The sequence below is a fragment of the Aeribacillus sp. FSL W8-0870 genome (genome assembly GCF_037963755.1).
GTDB lineage: Bacteria > Bacillota > Bacilli > Bacillales > Aeribacillaceae > Aeribacillus > Aeribacillus composti.
In genome coordinates, this window is record NZ_CP150165.1 from 1,647,932 (window position 1) to 1,666,630 (window position 18,699).

14 protein-coding genes, 3 pseudogenes and 1 CRISPR repeat array are annotated in these 18,699 nt (G+C 40.9%); of the genes and pseudogenes, 11 read left to right on the top strand and 6 right to left on the bottom strand.

Going from position 1 to position 18,699, the window contains the following annotated elements:
- The first annotated feature begins 109 nt into the window (after positions 1 to 109).
- The 3 genes from NSU02_RS07925 to NSU02_RS07935 all read left to right on the top strand — a co-directional run bounded on the left by NSU02_RS07925 (position 110) and on the right by NSU02_RS07935 (position 3,204).
- The gene (locus tag NSU02_RS07925; protein WP_339195149.1) at positions 110 to 2,281 is read left to right on the top strand and encodes a YhgE/Pip domain-containing protein; all 2,172 of its coding nucleotides are present in this window, start codon (positions 110 to 112) and stop codon (positions 2,279 to 2,281) included.
- A gap of 263 nt (positions 2,282 to 2,544) precedes the next feature.
- The gene (locus NSU02_RS07930) at positions 2,545 to 2,682 is read left to right on the top strand and encodes a LacI family DNA-binding transcriptional regulator (protein WP_233504918.1); all 138 of its coding nucleotides are present in this window, start codon (positions 2,545 to 2,547) and stop codon (positions 2,680 to 2,682) included.
- Between the two features lie 246 nt (positions 2,683 to 2,928).
- Positions 2,929 to 3,204 carry a hypothetical protein gene (locus NSU02_RS07935; RefSeq protein ID WP_245566479.1) on the top strand — a complete coding sequence of 92 codons (276 nt, stop codon included), beginning with the start codon at positions 2,929 to 2,931 and terminating at the stop codon, positions 3,202 to 3,204.
- 140 nt (positions 3,205 to 3,344) lie between these two features.
- Here NSU02_RS07935 and NSU02_RS07940 read toward each other — a convergent pair whose 3' ends face one another.
- Positions 3,345 to 4,574: an IS110 family transposase gene (locus NSU02_RS07940; RefSeq protein WP_027725928.1), complete on the bottom strand. Its 1,230-nt coding sequence runs from the start codon at positions 4,572 to 4,574 to the stop codon at positions 3,345 to 3,347.
- Between the two features lie 420 nt (positions 4,575 to 4,994).
- Between NSU02_RS07940 and NSU02_RS07945 the strand changes: the two are divergent.
- Positions 4,995 to 5,210 (top strand): annotated as a pseudogene (locus tag NSU02_RS07945) (PH domain-containing protein); the annotation flags it as partial.
- A 112-nt stretch (positions 5,211 to 5,322) separates the two neighbouring features.
- Positions 5,323 to 5,529, top strand: a pseudogene (locus NSU02_RS07950) (PH domain-containing protein); the annotation flags it as partial.
- A gap of 29 nt (positions 5,530 to 5,558) precedes the next feature.
- Here the strand turns inward: NSU02_RS07950 and NSU02_RS07955 are convergent.
- Entirely contained in the window at positions 5,559 to 7,337 is a 1,779-nt protein-coding gene (locus tag NSU02_RS07955; protein ID WP_339195154.1) for an IS1182 family transposase, read from the bottom strand.
- A 216-nt stretch (positions 7,338 to 7,553) separates the two neighbouring features.
- Here NSU02_RS07955 and NSU02_RS07960 point away from each other — a divergent pair, with 216 nt between their 5' ends.
- The 6 genes and pseudogenes from NSU02_RS07960 to NSU02_RS07985 all read left to right on the top strand — a co-directional run bounded on the left by NSU02_RS07960 (position 7,554) and on the right by NSU02_RS07985 (position 13,727).
- Positions 7,554 to 7,934, top strand: coding sequence for a hypothetical protein (locus tag NSU02_RS07960; protein ID WP_339195156.1), 381 nt, complete (start codon positions 7,554 to 7,556; stop codon positions 7,932 to 7,934).
- Between the two features lie 137 nt (positions 7,935 to 8,071).
- A complete protein-coding gene (locus NSU02_RS07965; protein WP_339195159.1) occupies positions 8,072 to 8,458 on the top strand; it encodes a hypothetical protein in 387 nt (128 codons plus the stop codon).
- A gap of 54 nt (positions 8,459 to 8,512) precedes the next feature.
- Positions 8,513 to 9,442, top strand: coding sequence for a TIGR02221 family CRISPR-associated protein (gene csx2 / locus NSU02_RS07970; protein ID WP_339195161.1), 930 nt, complete (start codon positions 8,513 to 8,515; stop codon positions 9,440 to 9,442).
- Positions 9,439 to 9,831 carry a CRISPR-associated protein Csx20 gene (gene csx20, locus NSU02_RS07975; RefSeq protein WP_339195163.1) on the top strand — a complete coding sequence of 131 codons (393 nt, stop codon included), beginning with the start codon at positions 9,439 to 9,441 and terminating at the stop codon, positions 9,829 to 9,831. The genes csx2 and csx20 overlap by 4 nt, the downstream gene beginning before the upstream one ends.
- A gap of 989 nt (positions 9,832 to 10,820) precedes the next feature.
- A protein-coding gene (locus tag NSU02_RS07980) for an IS3 family transposase (RefSeq protein ID WP_249026639.1) occupies positions 10,821 to 11,992 on the top strand; the annotation gives its coding sequence in 2 pieces (ribosomal slippage) (positions 10,821 to 11,079 and positions 11,079 to 11,992; 1,173 coding nt in all).
- A 644-nt stretch (positions 11,993 to 12,636) separates the two neighbouring features.
- Positions 12,637 to 13,727: pseudogene (locus NSU02_RS07985) on the top strand (IS3 family transposase).
- Between the two features lie 196 nt (positions 13,728 to 13,923).
- Here the strand turns inward: NSU02_RS07985 and NSU02_RS07990 are convergent.
- From NSU02_RS07990 to NSU02_RS08005, 4 genes are all read right to left on the bottom strand, one after another.
- Positions 13,924 to 14,484, bottom strand: coding sequence for a DUF1629 domain-containing protein (locus NSU02_RS07990; RefSeq protein WP_339195165.1), 561 nt, complete (start codon positions 14,482 to 14,484; stop codon positions 13,924 to 13,926).
- Positions 14,484 to 16,067: an AHH domain-containing protein gene (locus NSU02_RS07995; RefSeq protein ID WP_339195167.1), complete on the bottom strand. Its 1,584-nt coding sequence runs from the start codon at positions 16,065 to 16,067 to the stop codon at positions 14,484 to 14,486. Before NSU02_RS07995 ends, NSU02_RS07990 begins: the two co-directional genes overlap by 1 nt.
- Positions 16,068 to 16,597: 530 nt before the next feature.
- Positions 16,598 to 16,828: a CRISPR direct-repeat array (repeat unit 30 nt; unit sequence GTTTTTATCTTAACTATGAGGAATTGAAAC).
- A gap of 99 nt (positions 16,829 to 16,927) precedes the next feature.
- Positions 16,928 to 18,151: a tyrosine-type recombinase/integrase gene (locus NSU02_RS08000; RefSeq protein WP_339195169.1), complete on the bottom strand. Its 1,224-nt coding sequence runs from the start codon at positions 18,149 to 18,151 to the stop codon at positions 16,928 to 16,930.
- Positions 18,152 to 18,237: 86 nt separating this feature from the next.
- The gene (locus NSU02_RS08005) at positions 18,238 to 18,699 is read right to left on the bottom strand and encodes an ImmA/IrrE family metallo-endopeptidase (protein ID WP_339195171.1); all 462 of its coding nucleotides are present in this window, start codon (positions 18,697 to 18,699) and stop codon (positions 18,238 to 18,240) included.

An 18,699-nucleotide genomic window follows, 5' to 3' on the forward strand; every position in this document is an offset into this window, starting at 1 on the left:
TTGTAAACATACTGTGCTCGTTTCCAATCCGCCGCTTATGTTTAGTTTTTTTTTCATTGGTTTATACTAACAAAAGCAGTTTAATCACACTAAAGGGAAGTTGAGGTTCGTGAAAAAGATATGGAATCTTTATGTTCACGATATGAAGCAAATAGCAACAAACTGGGTAGCGGCGGTATTGGTAGGCGGATTGCTTCTTCTGCCATCGCTTTATGCGTGGGTGAATATCGAAGCTTCTATTGATCCGTATGCCAACACGAGAAACATTAAAGTAGGAATTGTCAATGAAGACAAAGGGGCAAAAATTCAAGGACATGCGTTTAACGCCGGAAAAGAAATTGTTAGGGCGCTACGAAACAATCATGACTTAGGCTGGAAATTTGTTGGCAAACAAGAAGGAATGAAAAACGTCCGCTATGGCGATTATTTTGCGACGATCGTCATTCCAAGCGATTTTTCAGAAAAATTGGCTACCATTGTGCAAGATAGGCCGGAGCAGGCCGTCATTCATTACTATGAAAATGACAAAAAGAACGCGATTGCGCCGAGAATCACATCCAAAGGAGCAAGCACCATCACCGAGCAAGTAAGCGATCAATTTGTCGCTGTTGTCAACAGCGTTTTGTTTTCTATCTTTCATGAAGCGGGGGTGGCATTAGAACAACAGCTGCCAGATATTCGCCATTTTGAGACCCTGATTTTTCAGCTGCAGACGAAGCTGCCGGAAATCAAGCGGCTGTTAAACCAATCGATGTCCGACGCGAAAGAGGCGGAACGGCTCGTCAATAAAGCGGAAAAAACGCTTCCCGAAGCGAAACGGATCGTCAACAGCGGCATTGCGTTTCTTGATGAAATGAATCAGTTTTTCACGAAAGCGGAAGCAAAAGCAAAGACATTGACGCCGCAAATCACGGAAAATTTGCGTACGCTGCAGCAAATCGCCATGTCCATCTATGCCGTAACTAACAAGCTGCAAGAAAACCTTTCCCTTGCCCAGCAGCGGCAATGGCTTTCCGACGTCCAGAGCATGGCCGCAGCTGGGGAACAAATGGCAGATGAAGCGCAAACACAGCTTCGCATATTCAATAACATGATCGAAAAGCGAGCTTTCTCTCGCACGGCTTCCGCCAATATGGAACAATTGTCCGGCCGTCTGACAGGCATAAAATCCAATTTAAGAGAAGCACAACGCCTTGCCAAGTTAGCGTACGAGCAAAGTGAAAACGGGGCGCAGCTAGGCAACCATCTTCTCACCGACCTAAATGAGCGGGCGGCAGCTGCGGTAAAGCAAGTCGATCGGGTGATGAATGAATACGAGCAACATATCGCACCACTCATGAAAGAAAAAAAGAACGAAACGAAGCAGACGCTTCAAGACGCCCGCCGCATACTCGCGGACATCGCCAACACCATTCTGGAATTAGAGCGGTTTCTTCAGCACGCCGGCAGCGGTCTCAAGCAGGGGGAAGAAATGTTGCAGACGGCAAGCGATCAGTATCCGTTTCTTGCGCGGAAAGTCAACGATATCGCTTCCTTTCTTGTAAAATTGAAAAAAGAGACAAACATCTACGACATCATTCGTTTATTAAAAAATGATCCAAGAGCAAAAGGTGAATTTTTGGCCCATCCCGTCGACTTAAAGACGCATAGATTGTTTCCGCTTCCGAACTATGGATCGGGGATGAACCCGTTTTATACCGTCTTGTCCATATGGGTGGGCTGTCTGCTGTTAGTGTCGTTACTTTCTACCGAACCTTATGAGGCAGAAGGGTATACCAGCAGAGAAATTTATTTTGGCCGGCTGCTGACGTTTTGGACATGCAGCAGTATTCAGGCGCTTATTGTCACGTTAGGAGATGTATTTCTTTTAAAGAATATTTATATTCATGACTCCGGCTGGTTCATCCTCTTTGGGCTGTTATGCAGCTTTGTGTTTATTGTCATTGTCTTTACGCTCGTATCAGTATTCAGCGACGTCGGCAAGGCGCTGGCCATCGTCCTGCTCGTTTTCCAAATCGCCGGAGCAGGGGGGACGTATCCGGTTCAGCTTATTCCGGAATTTTTCCAAAACATCAACCCGTTTTTGCCGTTTACGTATGCGATTGATTTGATGCGCGAAGCAGTCGGCGGCATTGTGTGGGGAAAAGTGAAAAACGATGCGGTTCGTCTCATGATGTTTGCCGTCCTGGCTCTCTTATTAGGTACGCTTCTGAAAGAACCGTTGAACAAATACATGCATTCGCTGCATGCGAAAGCGAAAAAAAGCGGATTGTTTCATTAAACCATGCGGCATAGGCAAAATGACCGCCTGGCTTTTTTGTTTATATCCGATGACGCCATCGATGGGAAACAGAAACAGCCAGCGCGGATATGGACGCTGTTTTAAAAAAAATAGATTCGTTACGGCGGAAGGCACGGATTTGATTCGTGCCTTTTTTCATGACGAAGTTGCAAATGATTTGACAAATGAATGCATGTATAATATCCATCTTGGAATGAGGCTTTGAAAACGAACCGGACCAAACGGTATAGAGGCTAACTTTAGTGGGCTACACCATTAAAGACATCGCGTTGAGGGCTGGTGTTTCGAAGTCGACGGTTTCGCGCATCATTTCGGGAAAAGGGGTTGCAAGTCCAGAGACGCGTGAAAAAAGTATTAAAGATGAAGGAGCTGCAGTATAAACCAAATGCCTTGGCAAGGGCGATGGTTTCGCAGCGAACGAACAATATAAGCGTAGTGGTTTATCATTCACGTTCTCCAATGGCTTCGATCCTATAATTTTTCTTGAAACATGCTCATTTTCCTGCTTTTCCAAAAGTTTGTTATTCTACAGTAACAGATAGTTAAAGATGGAAACTTCTTGTATACTAAATACGTATAACCATTACGTCGATGGATTGTCTTTGTTTAAGGGGGATAGAGAAATCATGAATGGAGAGCCCGGAAAAAGAATCTCCGAACGAGCGCTATCGGTATGGCGGATATACGGCATGATCGGATTGGCCGTTTCTTTTATCGTCTTTGCGGCTATCATTGTCCTTATTATCGTTTTTGACGGACCGAAATGGATTATTCCGATGCTGATTATTATATTGATTGGAGAAGGCTATTTTTTTATCTTCTTTATTCCCGCATTGCGTTGGCGGAGATGGCGTTATGAAGTGCGTGAACAGGAAATCGAGATTCAAAAAGTCCTGCGGTAATATGTCAAGGTGAAAAATCATAGAAATTGGAAATTCCCTTGTCCGATGATCCGAAAAAAGGCAATACTGAAGAAACCCAGTATTGGTACATGTAATAAACTGGGTCTAAAGGTTGATATTGGTATACCAGATCGATCCTCTTATCGATCTTCCCCCTTTCTTGGCGTGTAGATTTGACCGTTGCGTAGCAGCGCATCGATCACACGCACGAGTTTTCTAGCGGTGAGGACGAGGGCTCGTTTATGTTGGTGTTTGGGCACTTCCTCATACTTCTTCCGGTAGTACGCACGAAACGTCGCATCATGCCGTTGCACCGAGTTGGCAGCCTCCACTAGGTAGTAACGGAGATAGCGATTGCCGGAACGAATGAGGGAGGTGTCCTCGGCTTGAAAACGGCCCGATTGGTGCTTGGACCATGTCAAGCCGGCATATTTTGCCAAGGCGGCCTGGTTGTGAAACCGCTCGATTTGCCCGATTTCGGCCAGGATGCCTGCGGTATAAACCGGTCCGATGCCTGGGATGGTTTGCAGTGTGTTCGGAATGCCTTCAAGATGGCGGGTAATGGCTTTATCGAGCTCTTTGAGCTGCGATTGCAGGCTGCGGATTGATTGAATCGACAGCCCTAACAGCAAGTCGATGGAATCCTCGACACACTTGGACAACCGATACGACGAACGGGCCGCCTTTTGAATCGACTTGGCGATGCATTCCGGATCGGCAAAGCGATTGCGCCCTTTTTGGCGCAGGAAGTCGGCCAACTGCTTGACATCCATTTGGCAGATGTCATCGAGGCTCCACGACTCAAGCAGCAGTTCGAGAATGGCATGTCCGAAGATCGAACTGTCCACCTCTTGGGTAAAGGAACTGCATTTGTAAAACAAGTGCTGGAGAAAATACTGTTTCTCACGGGTTAACTGGTGGACGAGATGATATCGCATGCGTGTCAGTCGCTGAAGCGCGAGAAACTGCTCCTTGAGGACAGCCGTCATCTTCAGACGGCCGAAGCGAAGCCGATCCGCAATGATCCAAGCATCGATGTCATCCGTTTTCTCCAAGTCGACATAGGCTTCTTTAAACTTGCGAATGAGCTTTGGATTGATCGTAAACACCTTGACGTTCCAAGCCTGCAAGGCCTCCTGCTGGTGGAAAAACATAGCTGGATGCCAACTGTAGACCGAGGTGGCTTCCATCCCGATCAGAATTTCGGTTGGCTTTCGCTTGTTAGCCCACAGGAGGATTTGATCCCGAAGGAAGGTGGCGCCCAGAAGATGATTATCCACTTTGAAGCGTGCGCACGTATTTCCTTCATGATCCATAATGCAGGTGGCTAAGTCGCGTGAGCTCACGTCGATCCCGACGTAGAGTTTCATGAGATCACCTCCTATTGTTGTAGGATCGAGGGGTAGGACTCTTCGGGATGCCCCCGGATCGCGCCTGTTGACCAGTCACCCTCGCATATGAGAACTCACGTTGGACCATGGGCTGCCCTGGAAGCTGCTCCTTCCAGCATGGGGAAAACCAACGGGAACAGCCTGCGGGTTAGACGTCCAAACAGGGGCCGAGGAGACAGACTTTACAAGTAGTCAAAGCTACAGGAGTGAGAAGAGTATCCCCGATGATCCTAAGACCATTATCCAGGAACATTGCGAAAAGTCCAACCCCGGTACGCTGAACCCTTTGTGGGAGGGGCGCGCCCCTCCCACAAAGGCAACCACCCAAGATATGCGATTGTCAAGGAGCGTATCGGACTGGAAATTCGATAAAAAAACTTTCTGAAACTTAGTATACGAGGACTGTTTGTCGTGAAACGTACATTGATTCCAATGATTCGGGTCCAGCATGTTGATTCAAGTCAAGGGCCATTATTAAAAAAATACAGACTGGCATCCGTCACCATTTCCACTGCCGCAACGGTGCATGAAATTCCGGCACTTGATGAGGAGGAAGCGGAGGAGCTGCGTTATTCTATTTCCAGATTGGCGAGGGTGGCGGATGAAGATGTCTAAGAAAAAACGACTGCACCCCATTTCCGTTGTAGCCAATATCGTAAAACAACTGAAAGACGCGATTTTACCGATCATTCTCGTCATTATTGTCGGGAATAAAACGATTTCCTCTATGTGGGATATCGCCGTGCCGTTTGCCATTATCATTTATACGATTGTCATTGGAATTGTTTCTTGGATTCGCTTTACCTATCGTTTGGAAGAAGGGGAATTGCGAATCGAATATGGCGTTTTTGTAAGAAAAAAACGGTACATTCCTTTTGAACGCATTCAAGGCATTTCCATATCACAAGGCTTTCTGCAAAGAATGTTTGGAGTTGTAAAAGTAAATGTAGAAACAGCTGGCAATCAGCTGGGAGAAGCGGAGGGCTTGTCTAAAAAGTCCATAAAAACAGAGCGAATGGAGAAAACAATGAGTTTTTCCATTCGCTCTGTTTCCTTATTTTTGAAATTGGTTTGGGAATTTGCGGCCCATTTCAGTATGTTGTGGGCCATTGCCACAATCCCGAATTCTGTTCGGACTTTATGAAGCCCCCGTAACAGAAATCGAGTGAAACGCAAATTGCCCTTGATGTTACCGAACACACTTTCGACATCCACTTTACGCTTCGCATAAAGAGCTGCCTTTTGTTCGTCACCAAGAGCTGCTTTGGCTTTCGCTTTCATTTCTTCATAAATCGTGTTCCAATATACTCGACGATTTCCTTTGGCTTTCGTACACCCATTCTTCAACGGGCAATCCGTACAATCTTCACACTCGTACACTTTCAAATCTTGTATGTATCCAGATGCATTTTTTCTTTTTTGATAATACTTGAATACGACTTTCCGATTGTTCGGACAGATAAAGCAATCGTCTTCTTCGATGTATTTCCAGTTTTGTACTTTTGATAAATCCTTTTTAAACTTTTTACTTTGTTCCTTCAAATAGGTTTGGTATGGGGCTAATAATTCAAAACGAGGTTCTTTTTCTTCGCCAATCGCATATAAATAGTTTTCTTCACTCGCATATCCTGCATCGGCAATGACATACTTGAGTTTCTTTTCCTTCGGCATCGATTCCAATAACTTTTCCATAAATGGTTGGAAACAGCGAGTATCTCCTGGATTTTGATAAATTTCAAATCCCACGATAAATTGATGTTGTGTGGCGAGTTGAACATTATAACCCGCCTTGAGTTGGCCGTTTTTCATATGGTCCTCTTTCATTCGCATAAAAGTGGCCTCATGGTCGGTTTTCGAGTAGCTATTTCGTTCACCTAGAATCTGTTTTTGTACTTTGTATTTTCGTAATCGTGGAAGATAATCCGTTTGAATCGTTTTCAGTTGTTTGGTGAGTTGGGATTTTTTAGAGCGAAGTTCTTTTTTTCTTTCTTTGTCTTCTTCCTGTTTATAATCTTTTTCCAAAGCTTCTATTCTCTCAGAAAGTTGTGCCGATGATTTTTCTAATTCTTCTTCTAATTGTTCTTCTTTTAATTCCTCCAAGGCGATTTGGTGCGCTTCTTGTAGAAACGATTGAATTTTGGCTCGTAGTTTCTGATCATATTTTTCTACGGATTTTCGCCATACAAACGTATATTTGTTGGCATTCGCTTCTATTTTCGTACCATCCACAAAAATATGGTCGAGGTCGATAAGTCCTTGTTCTACTAGTTGAAGGACAAATTGTTCAAATACAGAATCCATCATGTTTGACATACGAACACTACGAAAATCATTTATTGTGCGATGGTCAGGGGTTTGCAATCCCGCCAACCACATCATCGGAAGATTTTCTTTCACCATTTGCGCTATTTTCCGACTTGAATAAACATTTTGAGTGTACGCATATAAAATCACTTTCAATAACATTTTAGGGTGATAGGGTGCACGACCCCCACCAACATAATGAGTATACAACACTTCATCCGGAATCGATTCCACCATTTCATCCACTAAACGGGCGACATGATTTTCAGGAATATACATTTCGATATCTAAAATGCTCATGACTTGACGATTGCAATAAGGTTGGAAAACTAGTTTTTTGCGTTTCTTATTCTTTTGAACCTCTATTTTTTGAATACCCTCTAGAGTCATTTCTAATTGCGTGTTATAATTTTCTTGAATAGTCATTTGATTATTCATAAGAAATCGTCCTTTCTGTAGAATGTTTTTTGGTCAATTTCATTCTATAAAAAAGGACGATTTTTTTGTACCCTAAAAACAGAAAAAAGGGCTGAGCCCAAGGTCGATTCAATCGACTTTTCGGACAGCCCCATCGTTGCCTTTGATCATTTCTCCGTTTTCGTTTACAAAAATGAGGCGAGCTTATATCATTTATCCACCTTTTTCGATTTAAAGATGAAGCTCGTTTCGCCGACTGATTACATTGAAAAGTATAAGCAATATGTACAAAAAACATTCGGCATTGATATTGAACAGCAGGAAAGTGTTAGGATTTTCTTGAAAATGAAAGACTGGTCGCCGCTTCCGCATAGTAAAATGAATTACATGCCTTTAAATAATTATAAAAAAACCCTCGTATTACCGACTGTTCAATCGCTGCTCAATAACGAAAAAGAGCAACGTCAAAGCAAGCAAAAAAATAATCACCAGTCGTACAAAACAAAAAAGAAAAATCCATCAAACTGTTCCAATAAACACAAAGTAAACGATCGGACTCAAAGTATAAACACTGCCCTTGCGGATCAGTTGAAAAAAATATATCGACAAGAAAAATAATAATCTCTGTTAAGCGTTAAAGCGTTTCCTTCATTTTTTCAAAAGAAGCTTTTGTTTGAGAGAATTTACCCGTGCCCCCATCAAGTGTAGGGAGATGGTGGGGGCATGTCATGAAAGAATAGAGAGGAGATCAAATAATGGCAAAAGTACTCATCTCGCCCCTCGGTAAAGGGATACGGGAAAAAGAAAAAACAACCGCTGGAGGAAAATACATAAAAACTACTTATAAATTTGCAAACAGTGATAAGGGGTATGACACTTCGTTTATCACATCGGCATTAAGTGAACATCTGCAATTGGATAAAATTTTTATGATTGGAACGGATCAGTCGATGTGGGAGGAAGTTTATTATTATTTTGGTGAAGTAAAAGAAAATTCGTATGGAGAAGACGTGTACTTAGAACTTGATGAAAAAAAATCAAAGGGAACGCTAACGGAAGCAGATCTGACCTGTGTCAATGAAGCGATTGACCGTTATTTGAAAAAAATGAACCCTTCAGCAACTGGGGGATCTTGTTGCTAGCTGATTCAAAATGGAAAAAATACAGAAGAGATTATAAAAAATTTTCTGATCTTTATGGAATTTAGCCAGCTTATCAAGCCCGGTGATGAAGTGTATTTAGACATCACTCATTCCTTTCGTTCGATTCCCCTGTTTTTGTTTGTGTTGATTGACTTTGTGCAAACCTTGCGAAAGGACGAAAACATTCAGCTGTCGGGTGTATACTATGGCATGTTGGAAGCAAAAAACGATAATGTGACTCCTGTTGTTGATTTGAAGGCGTTGTTTGAAGTGACCCAATGGACTCGGGGGGTTTATGAATTTATTCATTATGGTCATGCGGATCTTTTCGCTGAGTTAATCGATCATGAGGGTTATAAAGAAAGCTTAAAACATATATCCAATTTGGCGGATTTAAACCACATTAAAAGTTTAAAAAGTAAAGTGGATCAATTTCGCTCCAATTTTGAAAAAGGATACGAGCATAAAAACGGTCTACCAATTTTCCCGTACCTTAAACCACATTTGAATCGTTTTTTTGATTATTTTAAAGGAGCTGACACTGATGCCAAATTCCAATTCCAATTGGCAAAGTGGTTTTTTGATCATAAACGGTATGCCAACGGTTATATTTGTCTAGCAGAATCGATGATTACCCATGTGGCCTATGTTTATAGCAAAGTGGAAAGAAACTTAGATGTTGGGAAACGTATAGTTCGGGATAACATTAAAAAGTTGATTAATCATTATTTACAAACAAATTCAAACGAGCATTATCAGAAAATGCATAAACTTTACAAATGTGTTTCTAAATTTCGCAATGACATCGCCCATGCCGGGTTTTTATCTGAAAATAATAGCGAAGATGTCATCACTAAAGCCCATCAGTTCATTAAAGAAACAGAGAAACTTTTTTTCTCAAGTAATGGAAAGAGATTAATTGAGCAGCTCCCCCGTGAGTATCCTTATTCCACACTACAAACCCAGAGGAGTCGTAGCAAATGAAAGTATTGGTTATCATGTCACACAAGTTAACAGAAGGACAAAAGCAGGAACTTTGCCAGCGGTTCAACGCTGAATCCTTCATCGATTTTCCTGAACCCTTAAAAAAGCAATGGATGAATATTCCGCCTGTTGGTCCGTGGCAAAACGAATTCCTAAAAGAAATCAAAGAATGGTTAACCAACCAGCTGGCAAAGGGGGATAAAGTGATCGTTCAAGGGGAATTTGGCGCCACTTTTTCCCTTGTTTATTGGCTCAAAAAGAACGGTTATGCGGTGTATTATGCCACAACGGAAAGAAAAGTCGTTGAAGAAGTAAAGCCCGACGGCACAGTAGAAACGATACGCCGCTTTCAACACGTCTGTTTTCGCGAATATCCCGACATCGATTAGATGCAAAAAATGTCATACCGGTGTCGTCGACCTCCAGTCGTAGGGGGTCGACGACAAAATGAAAAAAAGAGAAAACAGCTGAAATTTGTTAAGTTTAAAAGAAAATACGGTTTTACAAAAGTCAAGAGAAAGTCAAGAGAATTAGAAGAAGGAATTTTCAAATCATGTCGAATGTTGATTTATCAAGCAATTTTAGGGTTTAGATCTTAACTATAAGGAATTGAAACTGCTATTTGCCGCCATTCGTTTTTGTACCGTCATCAGTTTTTATCTTAACTATGAGGAATTGAAACCCGTCCGACATCGCTTATGGTGAAGGAGTTACAGAGTTTAATCCTAACTAAGATCCGTCTGAAGAAATAGTCGTGTACGAAACACCCCATTTTTAACTAAGCTGCCTTGTATGCGAATGCTCTGCAGTCGCAGGGATAATCACAGATCATCAACAACATCACTATTACTTGACTGTTATACGAATACAGCTCTTGTTGGAACTTCAATTACACCTTTATAGTTTTTTGTATTTTCCACTCTGGAAGTAAAGCTAAGTCAATTTTAGTCTGTATCCTATTGACTGCCTGAGAGGTTATAGCAAATGTTCCACCTGGATCTGCATGGCCACCAAAAAAAACTATTTTAAGAAAAAGATAGACTAAGAGTAACTATATCCAAAACTCGGGGGTTAATCCGATCTTTTTAAAAACTTGCAACTCCAAATACTTTCCAATTAAACCTAGATAATCAGCAAAATACTCATCTTCATCTAGGATCGTTATTCCTGCGTCTATTGAGTCCTTATTTAAAATACCTCGAATATAGTAACCCGAGCCAATACGCTCCAATTCTTCTTCTCATCGTATATTACTCTAATCTCTAACTCATCTAAAATTGTAAAACCGATTGAGACAGGATGGTGTTAGTCTAAATTATGGACACACAGAATTGAGAAGTTTATAGTTAATATAATAATTCAAGGGAGTGTGGCCATAATGGCAAAGCGATTTGATAAAGAATTTAAAGAAGGAGCAGTAAAATTAGTTTTAGAAGGTGGAAAACAAATTACAGCAACGGCTAGACAACTAGATATTTCACCAAAAACCTTACATAGATGGGTGAGTGATTATAAAAAGGATCCAGTAAATAGTTTTGTTGGGAGTGGCAACTTAAAACCTGAGGATGCAGCTATGCGTGAATTAAATAAGCGTATAAAGGATTTGGAGGAAGAGAACGCAATCTTAAAAAAGGCTATGGGCATCTTCGCCAAAAACCAGAAGTAATATATGACTTCATTGAAAAACACCAACACGAGTTTCGTGTAGCGAAGATGTGCCAAGTATTAGGTGTTGCAAAAAGTGGATATTATGCTTGGAAAAAGCGTGAAAAGAGTCAACAAAAGAAACGAAAAGAAAAGCTAACAGCTAAGATTAAACGTGCACATTTAGAATCAAGAGGCCTATATGGTAGTCCTAAAATTACAAAGGTACTTAACGAACAAGGAACGAAGGTCTCACAAAAGACGGTCAGCCGTATTATGTGTGAGAACAATATTCGCTCAAAAACTATGAAAAAGTATAAAGCAACAACCAATTCGAAGCATAACTTGCCAGTTTATCCGAACTTATTAAATCAACAGTTTGAAGTAGACAAACCAGGTAAAGTGTGGGTTGGGGATATTACGTATATTTGGACTCGTGAAGGATGGCTGTATTTAGCTACGATAATGGACTTGTTTTCAAGGCGGATTATTGGTTGGTATATGAGTAAAAGAATGAACAAAGAGTTAGTAATAACAGCATTAGAACGAGCAATAAGAACTCAACCACCTAAGGAAGGGTTGGTCCATCATTCAGATCGCGGTAGCCAGTATGCATCTAAAGATTATCAAAAGTTATTACGTGAACATCATATCAAGACAAGTATGAGCAGAAAAGGAAATTGTTACGATAACGCTTGCATGGAATCGTTTCATAGCGTAATCAAGAAAGAACTTGTTTTTCTTCAAGACTATCAAACTCGTAAGCAAGCGGAACAAAGCATATTTGAATATATTGTGAGTTTTTATAATGATCAACGGATTCATTCTTCTAATAATTATATGTCTCCTATTGCGTATGAAAAACTCTATTACAGTAGGAATCAAGATATTACAACCTCTAGATAAGATTGCGAGTGAAACTCTCAATCTTATCTAGAGGCCACCAAGCGAAAGCGCGGTAGAGTTCAAAGTGAAAATCTTAATTTTTTGTGTCCATATTATTGACATAATACCAGGATAACTTTTTCCTACTTCAATTTCATAGGGACATACAGAAGAGAAGCCTGTAAATTCAATTCCTTCCACCTCTAAGGTGACTTCCTTCTTCTATATGCGGGTCTAATCTTTTAACTAATGCAAAATACTCCATCTCTAACCCCCTCTTCTTACTCAACAGAATTGATTATCGGAATGTTTTTGCCGTTTATAGTTTTCCAAAACTTCTTGCCACTTTGAGTATGATAAGTGGTAATTCACTATTATTGTTCGTACCTACAAACTCAAATTTAGTTTTACCATCTCTGTTGTTACCCATAAATTTCACGTATCCTGTTCTAGTCTCTCCTTTATATTCAAATTGTACCTTAATTCAGTATACCCAAATTTGGTGTTTAGTCTACTTGACCTTAATTTTATTGTCCAGTTAAGAGTCGACGAGGATAAAGCCAAAGCCGTACAACGAGTGTTTGAGTTAAGAGAGCAACATAGAGAAATGTACAGTAAATCTATCAATCATAGGGAGTGTCTATAATGGCTAGACGTTTTGATAAGTGGTCGAGGAAGGAAAGGCGGTCGCTCAAATCGCAAGACAACTCGATATTTCACCAAAAACTCTTCATAAATGGGTCGCAGATTATAAAAAAGATGCCGAACATAGTTTTGTCGGAAGCGGAAACCTTAAACCAGAAGATCAAGAAAAGCGTGAACTTCAAAAGCGCATTCGGGATCTGGAGGAGGAAAACACCATCTTAAAAAAGGCCATGAGCATCTTCGCCAAAAACCAGAAGTAATTTATGAATTCATTCATACGCATAGAAAGGAGTTTCGTGTGGCGAAGATGTGCGAAGTCCTAGGTGTTTCAAGAAGTGGATATTATACATGGGTCAAACGCCCAGAAAGTCAACAAAAGAAAAGACAGGAAGCGTTGAAAAAGCAAATCAAAAAGATTCACATCGAGTCAAGAGAAACGTATGGCAGCCCAAAAATCACAAAAATCCTTCAGAAGCAAGGGGTTGAGGACGGTCGCCAGAATCATGAAAGATGGTGATATTCGTTCAAAAACAAAGAAAAAATATAAGGCAACCACGAACTCGAAGCATCATTGGCCGGTGTATCCGAACTTATTAAATCAGCAGTTTGAAGCAGATGAGCCGAATCAAGTATGGGTGGCGGATATTACGTATATTTGGACGAAAGAAGGCTGGTTGTACTTAGCCTCCATCATGGATTTGTTTTCTCGTAAAATCGTAGGCTGGTATCTTTCCGAGCGTATGACAAAGGAGTTACCGGGCCATCCATCAGCGAAGTCCTCAACCTGGTCTGATTCACCATTCGGACCAAGGGGGCCAGCATGCATCGAATGAATACCAAGCCATGTTGAGGCAATACGGCATACAGACGAGCATGAGTCGAAAGGGAAACTGTTATGACAACGCATGTGCCGAATCGTTTCACAGCATCATGAAAAAAGAACTCATTTTCCACGAAACCTTTACGACAAGGGAAGAAGCGACGGATTTTTGAATACATTGAGTGTTTTTATAATGCCGAGCGAATTCATTCCGCTAATGAGTACATGTCCCCAATGGAGTATGAGAAGATGCATCGGCAAGACAAAAAGCAGAAACGTTTCTCACCATAAGTTACGATATAAGGGACATCTTTCCTCTTGAGAAGGGGAATGGTTTACCAAACCGTTCTCCTTCTCAAGAGGTCACCAAACGAAGTACGGTAGTAGGAATTTAAATTTTTCTCGATTTTACGTGTCCTATTTTCTTGACATAATACCATTAGACCCTTATGAGTCAGAGCCTTATTCCCGTATAAAATACCTATATTTAGATTACTTTAACTTCTAAAAAGTCACATCCTGTTATATTATTTTTCACTATTAATTCTCTAAGTTCTTCTGATATGAATATTGGAATTTCATCACCCTTGAGCTTAATAATATGCTTTGATTGTATCGCCTCCTTACATAAAGCATATTTTTTTATACTATATATACTTTCACCATCAAGTTCAAACACACTATAATCTGAATTTTCTAAGTTTAATGCATCAACAACATTCAAAATGTTAGCTACCGAAAAACCTTTTAAAATTTTGTTTTCACCTTTATTCACTACATTTATAGGCAGATATTGTATACCATCATCTACTTCCTCTAAAATCGCTTTAAATCTTTCAGAAACTATAAACCACCCTAAATTGTTTGCTAAATAATCTGTTAATCTTTCTCCTTCTTTAGGGTCAAAGTAAAAGGTGATTTCGCTATTCCAATTATGAATATACTTACCTTCCGATAATTCATATTGTTCAAATCCCTTTGTATCTATACAGTATGCTACTACATCTCTATCATCACTATCATCCATTAGCAACTTATAAAATCTCATTATTTCTTCCTCCAATAATCTTTATAAAGCATCTCCGGGTTCTTTCTAATTTCCTGTTTTAATTGTTCGAATAATCTTAAAAATTTCCTTTTATCCCCCTTAGCTATTTTATCAAAAGTTCTAATATTGCTTAACACATACTCGTGATAAGCATTTGGATGTCTTCCCTGATGAGGTAGTAATTCTATATTCCAAACGTCATCCAAATCTAGTCCATATTTTTTCGTTATAGCCTCTATTTGTGGAGTATATTTTTTACTTTTATTAGTAGCATAATGATGTTTTTGTAAAGGTTTACCCGTACCCTTAGTGCTAAGTTCAACGCCATCGTTGCCTGCTTTACCTCCGCCTAGATTTAACCCCGTCTTCTCACTTAGATAAGCTCGAACTTTATTCTCCAATCCATTGGTGTTTTCGACCGGAACTTTAACGTTCCCAATCCCTTCCATGGCAAATCCCATTTGCCGGTCAGGGATTGAATTTTTCGGATTGGTCAGGGCGTTGTCTACGAACCGGGCGGTTTTCAGTGCACTGTTTGCGCTTTTGTTTTTCAAATGGTGCGGGATTTCTTTTGCCAAGCTTTTAGCATTTCTAATGCGGGGGAATATGCCTTTTTCCGCACGAACCACCATATCCCGGACAGATGATTTGGACTGCAAACCCGTTTTCGTCGCTAATAATTTTAGATCACTGGCTTCTCTTAGATGGAAAAAACGGGCGGCGCTGCTGAATGTGAAAAGCCCCTTTACGCCAGGGACGATATCCAATGGAGAAAGGACACCACGGAATACTCGTTCGTCTGTTTTCAACTCTCTCCCTGAAATCCAGTCTTTTCCGGAAACGGCTGAACTTAATTCCAGTGTACCATAAGCTGTCCCCAATGCCATTCCTGCTGGCGGACAAATGAAGGAAGTGCCTACTATGACAGCCAGTGCCGTTATTTGTCCCCAAAATTCTTTGTTCATCTGCCCATCTTTGATCGATTCATACTGGAAAGCTTGGGAATTCAATGCTGTTTGTATATATTCTTGTTTCGAAAAATTTGCTTTAGGGTTCAGTTCTTTCCATGAAACGTATTCCCGTTCTATCAACTTAGCATAGTAGTTGCTGCCACTGAACAGATCTTCCAGTCCAACTTCCGCTTTCGGCACGTCGATTGTTTGTTGTGTGCCGTATGCTCCGGAAGCGACAACTGTTTTTTTGGCACCAATGTGATTTTTCGTTTTGATCTTTGATATGGATAAGTTGTGCATCGCTTCCACAAAAGCATCGATCTCTTGATAAAACAGATCATCGATGGTGCGGTCAACAATTTCTCCGACACGGCTGCTAAAGCGGTGCAAGACGAGATAATCTTCATATAATTGTTGATATTGTTTTTTTCGGTCTGTGTGGGTGAAAGAGATGACACCATCTGTGTCATATTTGGCGATGTCTGCTTGAACGTCTTCGAGAAGATCGTTTAGATCTTTTAATTTATCAATCATGCCTTTGCCCCATACACCGAGACCGACCAGATCGCCAATACCTTTCTTCGTCTTTTCCCATTCAGAAGGGATATACTTGACATCCACTGCCTTCATGCCTCCGATTGAAACGAAATGGATTCCAACATGTGGAACAGCTTTCTGTTTCATTATAAGAGAAAATATGTAACTTTTGGTAAACAGAAAGAAAAAAAGGGAATTTTAAGTAAAAACTACCAATCATTTTTCAGATCATGTTCTTATTTTAGGTCATAGGAACCGATCGAATAGACCTAAACCAATTTTTCCAGAATGAAACGTTAAAAATATGGTCTCACTCTTCCTTCAATTGAATGAGAAGGGAATGAGCCGGATGTTTACTTTATTAAAACAGATGGATCAGGTAAAATGGTTGATACAACATGGATTTCATTGTCGGCAGGCAAACTTTGAAATCTGTTTTAAACGGAAATAAAAAAGAGTCGTCGACCCCCAATCGTGCAAAAATCCCGGGGGATCGACGACTCTTTCAAATCTTCATTGAGTCCAAGCAAATCAAAGGTTTGATAAAAATTCCCCTTTTCGTTAAAATAAAAATAACCAGTCAAGCATAAAAATGAAATGCTTATTTAACAACATTTTTTGGGGTTTTTATCTTAACTATGAGGAATTGAAACATGTGCAATTCTTTTGCTGTGTCTCTGAAATTCGTAAGTAGTTTTTATCTTAACTATGAGGAATTGAAACTGGTGGGATGAAAATGAATATGAATTCGATGTTTCAGTTTTTATCTTAACTATGAGGAATTGAAACTAAGTATCGAATCGTTCTTTTAGCCAAACCAATGCGTTTTTATCTTAACTATGAGGAGTAGAAACATTATGTTATAATGTTTCTATAAACCCTTATACCACAAGGGTTTTAATGAAGTGAGCTACCGTCCCTGTTTCGTTTTGGGGACGAATTGGGGACGGACTCTATATATTTATTTTGGGGCGGCGTTGGAACCGGTCAAACTCCTGTGCTGCCCGTTCTTCCATGCTCTTGGTTACGTGGCTGTACGTGGACAAGAGCGTTTTTTCGTTTGCATGTCCAAGCCGTTCTGCTACAGCGCGGGCTGTCAGACCCTGTTCAAGCAGATACGTTGCAGATGTGTGGCGTAGAGCATGTAATTTGATGTGCCGAAATCCATTCTTCTTTAAAAATTCTCTCCACCAGCGTGTAACATAGTTGGGGTGATAGGGTAGACCGTCTCCTTTATGGAAAAGAAATTGTCTTCCTTCCGGAGCTTTCCACTTTGATCCTGCTGCCCAACGTTGGCGTTTCCACTCTTTTGTAGAGTACTCTTTCAATTCTTCCATATACCAGGCAGGCATTTTGACTTTTCGGACGGATGAACGGGTTTTGGGAGCCTTGATGAGGTATTCCCGATCAATTTTCATTGGGATGTTTTCATCAATCAATATACTGTTGTCCCCAAAATCGCAGTCGGAAATCTCAACTGCGACAATCTCTCCGCGTCGGAATCCGCCCAAAAACGTCCCCAAGATCAGGAGCCGCCAGACGGTAGGTTGCTGGTAAAGTGCGTTAATGATCTCCATGATTTCGGATTCATCGTACACCTCGATCTTCGTTTCCTGCTTCTTCGGCCAGCGTACCCCGTCACATGGATTCTGGGCAATGAATTTCCACTCTACCGCAATGTTCAAAACATTGCGCAAAACCTTCAAAATGTCTCGCTGTGTACCATTTCCTAGTGTACCTGGCTTTCCGTCTTTTCGGGCTTCCGGCAAACGGAGGTATGCAAGGAAATCAACAACATGCATGGTCTGTATGTCGTTCAGTCGCATATGCCCGAAACGTGGTATGATGTGCGTTTCAAGGTGCTGATCATATACAACGAGTGTTGACGGTGCCAAGTTGTCTGGGATACTAGCGAATTTCGGCCGCCAATGCTTGTCTACAAATTCTTTGAAAGTTGTTTTTTCCGGCTTGATATAGGTGCCGGACAACACCTCCCGCTTGAAAATGGCCAGTTGATCCTCAAGGTAATCCTGGAGTTTCTTTTTCGTTCTTAGCAACGCTTTGTCTTCAATTGTAATGGTCTTGGATGGTCGATTCCGCCGACCATCAGGATGATACCCTAGATCGACACGTAGCCGCCACGAATTTTCCCCACGCTTTTCGATACTTCCTTTCATAGCAATAACAATTCTCCTTTCATAAGAATATATGTTCGGTCTAAAAAATATATATGAACAGCCTTGCGGCTGGAATTTGCCGAAAATCAATCGAACAATTCCATTACACCTAAAGGTTCAAAACAAATAGTGTAATTTTCAATTGAAAAGTATAAACCGTACTTTTCTTTATAACGTTTTATGGCAGCGACAAGAAAGTCCTCTGTAATGCCTAAATATTCAGCTAATTCATATCGGTTACGGACTCCACTTTTGTGGGCTTGTACAATTTTTTGTAATGGAACAAGACGTTCATATGCCCAAGTGCGAGCCCGAAGCTCTTGTTTGCGATTCGATATTTTAGACTGATCCAAAATGTTGCCAGAGGATGTGTGGTAGTGTCCTAATTCTTCAGCCAGGATGCAGGCTTTTTCGTCATTAGTAGGGATATTCTTGTTTATCCAAATCACTTTATCGGAATACAACCCCTTGATAGTCGGTGTCATCGGCTTTTCGTAAGTGTCTATACCATGCTGTTGTGCCTCCCGCAGCAAATTTTCGTATACCAT